Source organism: Burkholderia paludis (assembly GCF_000732615.1).
Lineage (GTDB): Bacteria > Pseudomonadota > Gammaproteobacteria > Burkholderiales > Burkholderiaceae > Burkholderia > Burkholderia paludis.
Genome location: NZ_JPGL01000116.1, coordinates 1 through 11,993, shown reverse-complemented (window position 1 = coordinate 11,993; position 11,993 = coordinate 1). Strand labels below are relative to the sequence as shown.

Sequence of the window (11,993 nt, the reverse complement as noted above, 5' to 3'; positions counted from 1 at the left end):
GGCATCGGGCGGGCGGTACGTGGCGGTTGGGCGGCCCGCCCATGTTAGCAAGCCGACCCTGTCAGCACGCTGACAGAGGCGCGGCGTTCGCGCGACGAAGGCCCGCGGACGATCCGGCGGGGGCGGTGCGGCGCAGCCCGGCGGCACCGTCCGCACCGCAGGTCCCGCACGTTTCGTGCAGCCGCAAGCCCCCGCGCGCTACGCGCGCACGACCGTCACGCCAGCCGCCTCGATCGGCTTCGTCAGCGCGGCCTCGGTTTCCTTTTCGACCACCACGGTGTGTGCGAGCGCGATGTCGCCGATCACGAACTGCGACGCCGCGCGCAGCTTCGACTGCGACGCGAGCACGACCGTCTCGGCCGCGCGCCCGGCCAGTGCGCGCTTGATCGCCGCTTCCTCGAAATCGCCGGTACTGAGCCCCGCGACCGGATGCACGCCGGTCACGCCCATGAAGTACAGGTCCGCATGGATGCGCGCGATGCCCTCCATCGCCGCCGCGCCGACGGCGACGATCGAATGCTTGTAGAGCCGCCCGCCGATCAGGATCACGTCGATCGACGGATGCGCGGCCAGCGCGACCGCCACACTCGGGCTGTGCGTGACGATCGTCGCGCGCAGGTCGGCCGGCAACTGGCTGACGAGCAACGCCGAGGTCGTGCCGCCGTCGACGATCGCCACCTGGCCGGGCGCGATCATCTCCGCGGCGCGGCGCGCGATGCGCCGCTTCTCCGTCGTTTCGAGCGCCTCGCGCTGCGCGAACGGCGCGAGCGCCGGCGACGCCGGCAGTGCGCCGCCGTGCACGCGCTGCAGCAGGCCTTCGGCCGCGAGCTCGCGCAGGTCGCGGCGGACGGTGTCTTCGGATACGCCGAATCGGGCGCTCAGCTCGACCGCCAGCACCTGGCCGTCGCGCGCGAGTGCGTCGAGGATCGCTTTCTTGCGTTGCGTCGTCAGCATCGTGTTTGCACGAAATTTCTTGAAATTGCACGAATATGCACGATACCATGGGCGCCGTCTTTTGTCGAACCGGAGGCTGGAATGGCTGCAACGCGGGACCGTGTCCGCATCGTCGATACGACGGTGCTGTCCGATGACTGGTATGTGCTGAAGAAGGTGACGTTCGATTTCCTGCGCCGCGACGGGACGTGGCAGCGCCTGAGCCGCGAGACCTACGATCGCGGCAATGGCGCGACCATCCTGCTGCGCAATGCCGAGACCGGCGACGTGCTGCTGACGCGGCAGTTCCGGATGCCGGCGTTCGTCAACGGGCACGACGGCATGCTGCTCGAGGCCGCCGCCGGCCTGCTCGACGACGCGACGCCCGAAGCGCGCATCCGCACGGAGGCCGAGGAGGAGACCGGCTATCGCGTGCGCGGCGTGCGCAAGGTGTTCGAGGCGTTCATGAGCCCGGGTTCGGTGACCGAGAAGCTGCATTTCTTCGTCGGCGAATACGATGCGTCGCTGCGCACCGGCGACGGCGGCGGCGTCGCGGAAGAGGGCGAGGATCTGGAGGTCGTCGAGATGCCGCTGGACGCGGCGCTCGAGGCGATCGAGCGCGGCGAGATCGTCGACGGGAAGACGATCATGCTGTTGCAGTACGTCGCGCTGCGGGAAACCGCCGGCGCGCGCGCGGCATGACGCCGCTGCTCGTGCTGATCGCCGGCCCGTATCGCAGCGGCACGGACGGCGACCCCGCGCGCATCGCCGCGAACCTGCACCGGCTCGAAACGACGGCGCTCGCCGTGTATCGCCGCGGGCACATGCCGATGATCGCCGAGTGGGTGTCGTTGCCGCTTGCCGTGGCGGCGGGGTCGCGGCAGGTCGGCGATGCGATCAGCGAGTCGTTCCTGTATCCGGCCGCGCATCGGCTGCTGCATCGCTGCGATGCGGTCTGCCGGATCGACGGCGCGTCGCGCGGGGCCGACGCGGACGTGAGCCTGGCACGGCAACTCGGCAAGCCGGTCTATTTCTCGGTCGACGAGATCCCGGTCGCGCAGGAGGAGTCGGCCAGCTGAGCACGCGGGGAGGCGCCCGGCCGCGGCGCCTCCCCGCATCGGTCGACGCCCGTTCCGGCGGAGGCCGGGCGTGCGCGGCGCCGCGCCTTCGCGGGACGCATGCATCCATGATGCGGACGAGGGCGCGCGACCTTCCGCGCCACGCCGGAACCGGCGTATGATCGCGGCGCGACCCGCGCACCGTTCGACGTAACCGCCGCCCCACCATGCCGTTCCCCGATTCCGCCGATTCCACCGCCTCCGTCGCTGCCGACGCCGCGCAACTGCCCGCCGATCTCGTCGCTTCCGCCGTTGCCGCGCTCGCCCGCGCCGACGCGCTGCTCGTGACGGCCGGCGCGGGCATCGGCGTCGATTCCGGGCTGCCCGATTTTCGCGGCACGGACGGCTTCTGGCGCGCGTATCCGGCGCTGCGCCACGAGCGTTTCGAATTCCACGAGATCGCGTCGCCGCATGCGTTCCGGGCGCGCGCGCCGCTCGCGTGGGGGTTCTACGGCCACCGACTCGCGCTTTACCGCGCGACGGTGCCGCATGCGGGCTTTGCGATCCTGCGCCGCTGGATCGACGCGATGCCGAACGGCGGCTTCGTGCTGACGAGCAACGTCGACGGCCAGTTCCAGAAAGCCGGCTTCGATCCCGCGCGAATCGTCGAGATCCACGGGTCGATTCATGCGATGCAGTGCCTGCGCCCCTGTTCGGACGACACGTGGGATGCGGCGCCGTTCGAGCCGGAAGTCGATGCGGCCACCTGCCGCCTCGTCGGCGAAGCACCGCGCTGTCCGCGCTGCGGCGGCCTGGCGCGACCGAACATCCTGATGTTCGGCGACACCGGCTGGCTCGGTGCGCGCTACGACGCGCAGGAGCGCGTGCTGGAAGAGTGGATCGCGCGGGCCGGGCGCGTCGCGGTGGTCGAGATCGGCGCGGGTACCGCGATCCCGACCGTGCGACTGCTGAGCGAGCGGCTCGGCGCCGACGTGATCCGCATCAACGCGCGCGAAGCGCATGCACGCCGGGCGGACGTGATCGGCCTGAAGGGCGGCGCGCTGGCGACGCTGACTCGGCTCGACGCCGCGTGGCAACGCGCGTGACCGGGCGGGCGACCCGCCGTGCGGGCAGGCGTCCCGGCGGCGGTCGTCGTTGCAGGCGTACCGCGAATCCGCATACAGTGCAGCCAGTGCCGTCCGCGCATGCGCCGCGTGCGTCCGGCGCACCCATTGCCCCGGGCGACCGGGGGCCGGCGGTTGAGTCCAGCCGCATCATCGACCGGGAGCCTTCTTGTTCTATTCGATCGTCGCGATCTTCGTCGGCGCCGGGCTCGGCGCGCTGCTGCGCTGGTTCCTGAGTCTCGCGCTCAACGAGTTCTTTCCCGCCGTGCCGCTCGGCACGCTCGCCGCGAACCTGATCGGCGGCTACGTGATCGGCATTGCCGCCGTCGTGTTCACGACCCGCGCCGGGCTGCCGCCCGAGTGGCGGCTGTTCGTGATCACGGGCTTTCTCGGCGGCCTCACGACGTTCTCGACCTATTCGGTCGAAGTCATGACCCACGCGCTGCAGGGCGAATTCGGATGGGCGTTTGCGGTGGCCGCCCTACACTTGATTGGATCGTTCATGCTGACGGCGCTCGGCATGTGGACCGCCCGCGCGTGGCTCGCGGCGGCCTGAGCCCCGGGCCAGCCAGTATCGGAGGGCGACATGGACAGGATCTTCTTGCGCTTTTACGTGCACGAGCAGCACCGGCTGCACTGGAAGCCGCTGTGGGAGTGGTTGCTGGAGGAGGCGAACCGGATGGGCGTCGCGGGCGGTTCCGCGTTTCGCGCGATGGCCGGCTTCGGCCAGCATCGCGTGCTGCACGAGGACCGTTTCTTCGAACTGCAGGGGTCGCTCGCGATCGAGGTCGAATTCATCGTCACCGAGGACGAAGCGCGGCGCCTGCTCGAGCGGCTGTCGAACGAGAAGGTGCGCGTGTGCTACGCGATGATACCGGCGCGCTTCGGCGTGATCGACACGCTCGGCGCACCGCCGGCGCAGGGGCCGGCGGCATAGGGCGGACGCGCCGGATCAGATGCCGAACATCGTCAGCGACACGGCGGCGCGCGTGACGATCATCAGCAGCACCTGCACGATCACGAACAGCAGGATCGGCGACAGGTCGATGCCGCCGAGATTCGGGATGACGCGGCGCAGCGGGTTCAGGAACGGCGCGGTGAGCTGGTAGAGGATCGGCATCGCCGGCGAGCGCGGGTTGAGCCACGACAGCAGCGCCATCAGGATCGTCATCCAGATCACGAGGTTGAGCGCCCACTTCACGACGGTGAGCAGCGCGACCACGACGAGCGTCGCGATCACCGTGGCCGGATCGAAGCCGGCCATCAGGACCATCAGCACGACGTAGACGAATGCGGTGAGCAGCGCGGCGACGACGCTGGCCCAGTCGATGCCGCGCACGCCCGCGATCACGCGGCGCAGCGGCAGCACGAGCCAGTTGGTCGCCTGCAGCACGGCCTGCGTGACGGGGTTGTACGGCGGCACGCGGACGGCCTGCATCCAGATGCGCAGGATCAGCGCGGCGCCGAACAGCGTAAAGATGGTATTGAGCAGAAAACGGGCGATCTCGCCGAACATCGTTGGCATCCTTTTTATACAGTCAGTAGCGTGCGGCCGCCAACGCCGGATGGCGGCGCATCGGCCGACACCTTATCACGCCTCGTCTTGCGACGGGGAGCGGTGCGCCGCCGCGCGCGCGAGTGCCGTTTCGACGGCTTCGGCGAGCGCCGGCAACGACGCCGGCGGCGTGGCGCGGCTCGCCGCGAGCGCGATCGCGCGGCGCGTCAGCAGCGCATACAGCATCGCGTGATCGCCGCCGCGCGCTTCCAGCAGCGCGAGCTGGCGTTCGACGATGCCCGTGTCGCCGCGCGACACGGGGCCGGAAAGCGCGTTCGCGAGCCCCTTGTCGCGTGCGGTCTCGATCGTGCCGGCCAGCATCGGCAACAGCGCGCGCAGTGCGGCTTCCTCGTCGAAGCCGAGGCCGCGCCATAGCTCCACCGCTTCCGCCAGCCCGCACAGCGCGAAGCTCGCCGCGTAATGGGCGGCCGCGTGGTAGAGCATCCGGCCGCCTGCCGGGATCGACAGCGGATGGCAGCCGAGTGCGGCGGCGAGTCGCATCAGCGCCGTGTGCAATGCGCCGTCGGCTTCGATCGTGACCGAGCAGCCGTCGATGCGGGCGAGGTCGGCATCGGTGCCGCCGAACAGGTAGAGCGGATGGAAGCCGCCGATGGCCGCCCCTTGCTGCTTTGCCGGATCGAGCAGCGCGACCGCCGACGCGCCGCTGCAGTGGACCAGAGCCTGGCTCGCGGCGCGCGACGCGTCGAAGCGGAGCGCCGCGGCGGTCGGCGCGAGATGGTCGTCGGGCACCGTCAGGAAGATCAGGTCGGCGGCGTCGACGACCTGCTGCGGCGTGTCGACCGCCTTGCAGCCGTCGATGCGCGCGGCGAGGGCCGCGGCCGACGCGGACGTGCGGCTCGCGATCGCGACGACGGGATAGCCGTTCTGTGCGAAACGCTGTGCGACGCAGCGCGCGAGGCGGCCGGCGCCGATGAAGCCGAGGCGGGGAGTGTCGGGCAGAGGCATGGCGGCGAATGTAAGCGAAAACGAAGCAACCGCCAGTATCGCAGGAATGGCGGCGGGGTCGCGCAAGGTCGATCGTCGCGTGCACACGGAGCGGCATGCGGCCCGCTCCACGCGTGTCCCGGGGCACGGCGCGACCGTCGTTTCACGATCGCGGAATCCGACCCTGAAACGCATCGCCCGTGCGCCCCTCTTGAAATGTCGGCATCTTGTCTCAAATTTGTAATCGTTCATTACGGTCGCGTGCCCGCCGTGCGCACCAGATCCGGTAAGACTGACCGGCCAGCGTGTGACGTCCCGACTCGTCGGACGGATTCGCGCGACCGGCAAGGGTTGCCGCCGACGCCGGAAGCCGCGCCACGCGGCGGCTCAGGCCGCCAGCGATTGCAATTTGCAACAAATGCGCGATACGCGAGGGGCGGGTTTTCGCTACATTGCATCCATGCGACGTGCATGCCCGCCGTTGCCGACAGGGGCGCATAAAATACCGCTCCAGCAGGAGAATCGAAGTGAAAAAGCTCGTTCCGTTCATCGCCGCCGTCGCGCTGGGCCTGGGGGCCGCAAGCGCAGCACAGGCCCACGTGTCGATCGGGGTCGGCATCGGTATCCCGGTCGCACCCGCGTATCCCGTCTATGCACCGCCGCCGCCCGTGTACTACGCGCCGCCGCCTCCGCCCGTCTATTACGCGCCGGCGCCGGCCTACTATGCGCCGCCGCCCGCCGTGGTCGTCGGCGGCTATTACGGCCATCCGTACTGGCATCGCGGCGGCTACTACGGCGGCTGGGGCCATCGCGGCTACTGGCGTCGCTGACGCACCCCGCGCGGCCTGGCCGCGCGCGGCAAAACGGCGCAGGGTCCCGTCGCGGGGCGCTGCGCCGTTTTTTCATGGCGGCGGCCATTCGGCCGCGGCCTTGCGGGCCTTCGGCTATACCGCGTGCACGATCAGGTCGCGGTAGCCGCCGACGATCACGCTGTAGGAGAAATACGCGAACAGCAGCGCCGACGCGATATGGCACGCGCGCATCAGCCCGGCGCCCGCGCGCTTGCGGCCCTGGGTCGCGAGCGTGCACATGAAGAGCGTCCAGGCGAGGCCGCCGAGGAAAAATCCCGACAGGAACACCGACGCGGTGGCCGGCGTGGTCGCGCCGGCTTTCGCGATCAGCGCGCCGCCGACCGCCGCGAACCACAGGATCGCGCTCGGCGACGACATCGCGAGCAGCATCCCGCGCAGGAAACTGCGCCGTGCGCTGGCGCGCGGCTGCGGCGCATCGTCGGCGTCGTCACGCGCCGGGCCGGCGGGCGCGAGCGCTTCGCGCGCCATCTTCCACGTGAGGAACAGCAGCACCGCGCCGCCGCCGATCCACACGATCCAGCGCACGGGTTCGAACTGCAGCAGCACGGCCATCCCCGCGAGCGCGAGCGCCGCGTAGACGAGGTCGCCCACGCACGAGCCGACGCCGAGCCAGAAGCCCGGCCGGAAGCCGTGCGACAGCGTCAGCGACAGCATCGCGACGTTCACGAGGCCGATGTCGAGACACAGCGACAGCGACAGAAAGAAACCGTCGGACAGCATGGAGGCGGGCGGAAAGTTCATCTTCGTCGTTATTGTGATTGAGGGTGAAACACGGGCCGGCGCGCGCCGGCCCCACGGCATCAGAGGCCGATTTCCTGCCAGAGCCGGTCGACGCGCGCCTTCACGGCCGCATCCATCTCGATCGGACGCCCCCATTCGCGGTTCGTCTCGCCGGGCCACTTGTTGGTCGCGTCGAGCCCCATCTTCGAGCCGAGACCGGCCACCGGCGACGCGAAATCGAGATAGTCGATCGGCGTGCTGTCGACCATCACGGTGTCGCGCACCGGGTCGACGCGCGTCGTGATGGCCCAGATCACCTCCTTCCAGTCGCGGATGTTCACGTCCTCGTCGACGACCACGATGAACTTCGTATACATGAACTGCCGCAGGAAGCTCCACACGCCGAACATCACGCGCTTCGCGTGGCCCGCGTAGCTCTTCTTCATCTGGACGATGGCCATCCGGTAGCTGCAGCCTTCGGGCGGCAGGTAGAAGTCGGTGATCTCGGTGAACTGCTTCTGCAGCAGCGGCACGAACACCTCGTTGAGCGCGACGCCGAGCACGGCCGGCTCGTCGGGCGGCTTGCCGGTGTAGGTCGAGTGATAGATCGCGTCGCGGCGCATCGTGATGCGCTCGACGGTGAACACCGGGAACCACTCCTGCTCGTTGTAGTAGCCGGTGTGGTCGCCGTACGGGCCTTCGAGCGCGTGCTCGTAGGTGGCGGACGCGTTGCCGGCCGGGCGCGGCGGCGCGCCGGCCGGGGCAGGGGCGGGCGCGCCTTCCTGCGGATGGATGAAGCCCTCGAGCACGATCTCCGCGCGCGCGGGCACCTGCAGCGTGTCGACGCCGGGCGTCAGGCACTTCGCGAGCTCCGTGCGGCTGCCGCGCAGCAGGCCGGCGAACTGGTATTCGGACAGCGAATCGGGTACGGGCGTCACCGCGCCGAGCGTCGTGGCCGGATCGGCACCGAGCACGACCGCGACCGGATACGGCTTGCCGGGGTTTCGCAGTGCGAATTCACGGAAGTCGAGCGCGCCGCCGCGATGCGCGAGCCAGCGCATGATCAGCTTGTTGCGGCCGATCAGCTGCTGCCGGTAGATCCCGAGGTTCTGGCGCGGCTTGTTGGGCCCGCGCGTGACCGTCAGGCCCCACGTGACGAGCGGCCCCGCATCGCCGGGCCAGCAGGTCTGGATCGGCAGCTTGTGCAGGTCGACGTCGGCGCCTTCCCAGACGATCTCCTGGCACGGCGGCGACGACACCGACTTCGGCGCCATGTCCCACACGGCCTTCGCGAGCGACAGCAGCTTGCCCGCATCCTTCAGGCTCCTGGGCGGATCGGGTTCCTTCAGCGCGGACAGCAGCCGCCCGAGATCGCGGAGCGAATCGAGCGCGGCGTCGTCGCCCGCATCGACGCCCATCCCGAGCGCGACGCGACGGGGCGTGCCGAACAGGTTGCCGAGCACCGGGAAAGCATGCCCCGACGGGGCGTCGAACAGCAGCGCAGGGCCGCCGGCGCGCAGCACGCGGTCGCACAGCTCGGTCATTTCCAGCACGGGCGACACGGGCTGCGTGACGCGCCGCAGTTCGCCGAGCGCCTCGAGGCGCTGGATGAAATCGCGTAAGTCTTTGTATTTCATGAAGATGGTCCGGGCCGCCCGCAGGGCGGGCAGCGATGAGCGGGCGCAGCGGCCGGCTGCGGCCCCGAATCGACCGACGATTTTACCCGGGCCGCCGCGCGCCCGCCCGTCGGAGAAAAAAGTCGACCGCGCGCAAAGCCCCTACGGCACGGGGCTTGCGATCTGAAGACCGGCCTTAAATTACTTTTTGTTATAATTTCAAGGTTTTATAGTGTTGACGATCTATAAAACCCTGCTAGAATCCGCTCACATTGGCTGCAGGGTAAAAGGCTTCGAGCCGCCAATCACCGATCTTTGACGCAGCGCGTCACCGTCCGCCGAAACCTGCACGGCGTATCCGACGGCTTTAGTTGTAGTCCCGGCCAGCGCCACGAGACGCTGGTTTTTTGCGTGGGTGCCACCGCGTATGCCCGCCTCGCCCAGTGTGCGAAGGTGCCGGCCCTCTTACACCGTGGCCTCGAACGGTACTTATACCGTTTCCCCGATGTCCGCACGCCCCAACCAAAGCGTGCGGCGTCGTGATTCCGCGGCGCGTTACCTGTCTCGCCATCGAGATGAGCGAGCCGCACGAGTCATGTTCATGGGAGATGATCTGAATGAACGCTTGGTTATCGTGGCGTCCCAGTGAGCAGCATGCGCAATTCGTGCGCAGTGTGCTGCGTCGCGGGACGCGTGTCAGTCACCATTTATTCAGCGTTGTCGGCTGCTTCGCCGTCGCGGTGGCTCTGGCCCTGTGGCTGCTGCCAACCGTGCGCGGCACGCTCGCCGCGAAGCTGATGCCGGTCGTATCCGCGGCCGTGCAGGCCGGGCCGGCCCGTCTGCTGTCCGGCCATCCGCTGCCGAACTTCGCGCCCGCCGGCGCGCAGCCGCAGCAGGAAGAAGGTCCCGAAACGGACACGCTTGCGGTCGGCCTCGACGTCGCACCGGAAGCCGCCGCGCAGGGCGACGCGTCCGATCCGGCCCGCAACGGCCCGTCGCCGGTCGCGCTGGCGAAACTGATTCCGACCCAGCGGGTGGCGGCCGATGCGCGCGACGATCGCGCGCTCGCATCGAACCGCGAACAGGCGCTGGTTGCGACCTACCTGTCGCGCCGCTACCGCGTCGCGCAGGAGCCGCTGGGCCAGCTCGTCAAGGCTGCGTTCCAGACCGGCCGCGACGTCGGCCTCGATCCGCTGCTGCTGCTGTCCGTGATGGCGATCGAGTCGGGCTTCAACCCGTATGCCGAAAGCGGCGTCGGCGCGAAGGGCCTGATGCAGGTCATGTCGAAGGTCCATTCCGACAAGTTCGAGTATTTCGGCGGCACCGACACGGCGCTGCAACCGCTCGCGAACCTCCAGGTCGGCGCGCTGGTGCTGAAGGACTGCATCGCACGCGGCGGCTCGCTCGCGACCGGCCTGCGCCTGTACAACGGCTCGACGAACCCCGACGACAACGGCTACGGTTCGAAGGTGATGGCCGAGCGCGGCCGCCTGCGCGACGTTGCGCACGGCCGTAGCGTGCCGGTCAACGCACCGCAGGCGCCGGCCCAGCCGGCCAAGCCGATGGTCACGGCGGCCGCCGTGACGGCGGCGGCGGGCGGTGCCAAGCGCGTGCACGTGACGCTCGACAGCACGACGTCGGTGAAGTCGGCGCCGAAGGACAGCGCGCAGGACGACGCGAGCGTCGACACCGCGAAGCACGCCGACCATTCGGAGCTGGGCGCGTAAGGTCCGGCGTTCGGCGCGGCCCCGGCCGGCCGACCACGAAAAAGGCACCCGAATCCGGGTGCCTTTTGCTTTTGGGGCGCGAGAAACGGCCGGCGTGCCGGCCGGCGCGTCAGGTCAGTGCTGGCCGAACAGCGTCGCGAGCCGGTTGACCGCCTCCTCGAGCCGCGAGTAGGCCGTCGCATAGGACAGGCGGATATAGTCGCGCGGCGCATGGACACCGAAATCCATGCCGGGCACCAGCACGACCCCCGCGTCGTGCAGCATCGCCTGCGTGAGCGCGGCGCTGTCGCCGGCGGCCGGATGGGCGACGCCGCCGCAGTGCGCATACACGTAGAACGCGCCGTCAGGCATCACGGGCACCGTGAAACCGAGTCGTTCGAGGGCCGGCGCGATGAAGTCGCGGCGGCGCTTGAATTCGAGCCGGCGCGCTTCGTAGATGTCGAGCGTGGCCGGCTCGAAGCACGCGAGCGCCGCGTGCTGCGCAAGCGCGGACGGGCAGATGAACAGGTTCTGCGCCAGTTTCTCGAACGTGCCGACCAGCGCGGGCGGCACGACGAGCCAGCCGAGCCGCCAGCCCGTCATGCTGAAATACTTCGAGAAGCTGTTCACGGTGACGACGTCGTCGCCGAACGACAGCGCCGACACGGGCGCCGCATCGTAGCTGAGCCCCTGGTAGATCTCGTCGACGATCGAGAAGCCGCCGCGTGCGCGCACGGCCTCGACGATCCGCTTCAGTTCGTCCGGCTCGAGCGACGTGCCGGTCGGGTTCGACGGCGACGCGAGCAGCACGCCGCGCGTGCGCTCGCCCCAGCGCGTGCGGACGTCGTGTTCGGTGAGCTGGAAGCGCGCGTCCGGGCCGCTCGGCACCAGCACCGCACGGCCTTCGGCCGCCGCGACGAAGTGCCGGTTGCACGGATACGACGGATCGGGCATCAGCACCTCGTCGTCGCGCCCGACGAGCGCGAGGCACGCGAGCAGCAGCGCGGCCGAGGCGCCGGCCGTCACGACGATCCGCTCCGGACTGATCGTGAGGCCGTACGCGCGCGCATAGTGCGCCGCGATCGCTTCGCGCAGCGGCGCAATGCCGAGCGCGCTCGTGTACTGCGTGACGCCGCGGCGCAGCGCGGCCGCGGCCGCTTCGACGACCGGCTCCGGCGCGGTGAAATCCGGCTCGCCGATGCCCATGTGGATAACATCGCGTCCGGAGGACTCGAGCCGCTGTGCCTCCTTCATCAGTTCCATCACATGAAAGGGCTGGATCGCGTCGACACGTGCGGCGAGTTTGACCAGCGAATCGGCGGTGGTATTCATCGGGCGGGCAGGGGGGGGGGGGGGACGAAAGAAAAAACGGGCGCAAGCGCGCCCGGTCCGGACAAAAGGGATCAGCCGCTGCGGCGCGCCCGGGTTTCGGCGGGGGGGCGCCTCCCCGCCAGCCTGGCCGGC

13 protein-coding genes are annotated in these 11,993 nt (G+C 69.7%); 7 read left to right on the top strand and 6 right to left on the bottom strand.

The window, feature by feature from the left end; translation table 11 throughout:
- Positions 1 to 198: 198 nt before the first annotated feature.
- A complete protein-coding gene (locus GQ56_RS0138275; protein ID WP_031403661.1) occupies positions 199 to 954 on the bottom strand; it encodes a DeoR/GlpR family DNA-binding transcription regulator in 756 nt (251 codons plus the stop codon).
- Positions 955 to 1,035: 81 nt separating this feature from the next.
- On the opposite strand from GQ56_RS0138275, the gene GQ56_RS0138270 reads away from it, so the two are divergent.
- The 5 genes from GQ56_RS0138270 to GQ56_RS0138250 all read left to right on the top strand — a co-directional run bounded on the left by GQ56_RS0138270 (position 1,036) and on the right by GQ56_RS0138250 (position 4,052).
- Positions 1,036 to 1,635: an NUDIX domain-containing protein gene (locus tag GQ56_RS0138270; protein WP_031403660.1), complete on the top strand. Its 600-nt coding sequence runs from the start codon at positions 1,036 to 1,038 to the stop codon at positions 1,633 to 1,635.
- A complete protein-coding gene (locus tag GQ56_RS0138265) occupies positions 1,632 to 2,012 on the top strand; it encodes a TIR domain-containing protein (protein WP_031403659.1) in 381 nt (126 codons plus the stop codon). The genes GQ56_RS0138270 and GQ56_RS0138265 overlap by 4 nt, the downstream gene beginning before the upstream one ends.
- Positions 2,013 to 2,218: 206 nt before the next feature.
- A complete protein-coding gene (locus GQ56_RS0138260) occupies positions 2,219 to 3,097 on the top strand; it encodes an SIR2 family NAD-dependent protein deacylase (protein WP_031403658.1) in 879 nt (292 codons plus the stop codon).
- A gap of 187 nt (positions 3,098 to 3,284) precedes the next feature.
- The gene (crcB, locus tag GQ56_RS0138255; protein ID WP_031403657.1) at positions 3,285 to 3,671 is read left to right on the top strand and encodes a fluoride efflux transporter CrcB; all 387 of its coding nucleotides are present in this window, start codon (positions 3,285 to 3,287) and stop codon (positions 3,669 to 3,671) included.
- A gap of 30 nt (positions 3,672 to 3,701) precedes the next feature.
- Positions 3,702 to 4,052 (top strand): DUF190 domain-containing protein, encoded by a 351-nt coding sequence (locus GQ56_RS0138250; RefSeq protein ID WP_031403656.1) that lies wholly within the window; start codon positions 3,702 to 3,704, stop codon positions 4,050 to 4,052.
- A 15-nt stretch (positions 4,053 to 4,067) separates the two neighbouring features.
- Here the strand turns inward: GQ56_RS0138250 and GQ56_RS0138245 are convergent, their stop codons facing one another.
- Positions 4,068 to 4,631: a YggT family protein gene (locus GQ56_RS0138245; RefSeq protein WP_031403655.1), complete on the bottom strand. Its 564-nt coding sequence runs from the start codon at positions 4,629 to 4,631 to the stop codon at positions 4,068 to 4,070.
- A gap of 75 nt (positions 4,632 to 4,706) precedes the next feature.
- The gene (locus GQ56_RS0138240; RefSeq protein ID WP_031403654.1) at positions 4,707 to 5,636 is read right to left on the bottom strand and encodes a Rossmann-like and DUF2520 domain-containing protein; all 930 of its coding nucleotides are present in this window, start codon (positions 5,634 to 5,636) and stop codon (positions 4,707 to 4,709) included.
- Positions 5,637 to 6,142: 506 nt separating this feature from the next.
- Between GQ56_RS0138240 and GQ56_RS0138235 the strand changes: the two genes are divergently transcribed.
- Entirely contained in the window at positions 6,143 to 6,445 is a 303-nt protein-coding gene (locus GQ56_RS0138235) for a hypothetical protein (protein WP_031403653.1), read from the top strand.
- A 114-nt stretch (positions 6,446 to 6,559) separates the two neighbouring features.
- On the opposite strand, the gene GQ56_RS0138230 is transcribed toward GQ56_RS0138235, so the two are convergent.
- Positions 6,560 to 7,228 (bottom strand): LysE family translocator, encoded by a 669-nt coding sequence (locus tag GQ56_RS0138230; protein ID WP_031403652.1) that lies wholly within the window; start codon positions 7,226 to 7,228, stop codon positions 6,560 to 6,562.
- Positions 7,229 to 7,287: 59 nt separating this feature from the next.
- On the bottom strand, positions 7,288 to 8,844 hold the full coding sequence (locus GQ56_RS0138225; protein ID WP_031403651.1) for a UbiD family decarboxylase: 1,557 nt from the start codon (positions 8,842 to 8,844) through the stop codon (positions 7,288 to 7,290).
- A 596-nt stretch (positions 8,845 to 9,440) separates the two neighbouring features.
- On the opposite strand from GQ56_RS0138225, the gene GQ56_RS0138220 reads away from it, so the two are divergent.
- Complete coding sequence (locus tag GQ56_RS0138220) at positions 9,441 to 10,550, top strand: lytic transglycosylase domain-containing protein (protein WP_031403650.1); 1,110 nt, start codon at positions 9,441 to 9,443, stop codon at positions 10,548 to 10,550.
- 114 nt (positions 10,551 to 10,664) lie between these two features.
- Here the strand turns inward: GQ56_RS0138220 and GQ56_RS0138215 are convergent, their stop codons facing one another.
- Positions 10,665 to 11,861 (bottom strand): pyridoxal phosphate-dependent aminotransferase, encoded by a 1,197-nt coding sequence (locus GQ56_RS0138215; RefSeq protein ID WP_031403649.1) that lies wholly within the window; start codon positions 11,859 to 11,861, stop codon positions 10,665 to 10,667.
- Positions 11,862 to 11,993 lie beyond the last annotated feature (132 nt).

Coding starts and splice junctions, on each gene's coding strand:
- GQ56_RS0138275 (WP_031403661.1), bottom strand. CDS start 954: ATGCTGACGACGCAACGCAAGAAAGCGATCCTCGACGCACTCGCGCGC.
- GQ56_RS0138270 (WP_031403660.1), top strand. CDS start 1,036: ATGGCTGCAACGCGGGACCGTGTCCGCATCGTCGATACGACGGTGCTG.
- GQ56_RS0138265 (WP_031403659.1), top strand. CDS start 1,632: ATGACGCCGCTGCTCGTGCTGATCGCCGGCCCGTATCGCAGCGGCACG.
- GQ56_RS0138260 (WP_031403658.1), top strand. CDS start 2,219: ATGCCGTTCCCCGATTCCGCCGATTCCACCGCCTCCGTCGCTGCCGAC.
- GQ56_RS0138250 (WP_031403656.1), top strand. CDS start 3,702: ATGGACAGGATCTTCTTGCGCTTTTACGTGCACGAGCAGCACCGGCTG.
- GQ56_RS0138245 (WP_031403655.1), bottom strand. CDS start 4,631: ATGTTCGGCGAGATCGCCCGTTTTCTGCTCAATACCATCTTTACGCTG.
- GQ56_RS0138240 (WP_031403654.1), bottom strand. CDS start 5,636: ATGCCTCTGCCCGACACTCCCCGCCTCGGCTTCATCGGCGCCGGCCGC.
- GQ56_RS0138230 (WP_031403652.1), bottom strand. CDS start 7,228: ATGAACTTTCCGCCCGCCTCCATGCTGTCCGACGGTTTCTTTCTGTCG.
- GQ56_RS0138225 (WP_031403651.1), bottom strand. CDS start 8,844: ATGAAATACAAAGACTTACGCGATTTCATCCAGCGCCTCGAGGCGCTC.
- GQ56_RS0138220 (WP_031403650.1), top strand. CDS start 9,441: ATGAACGCTTGGTTATCGTGGCGTCCCAGTGAGCAGCATGCGCAATTC.
- GQ56_RS0138215 (WP_031403649.1), bottom strand. CDS start 11,861: ATGAATACCACCGCCGATTCGCTGGTCAAACTCGCCGCACGTGTCGAC.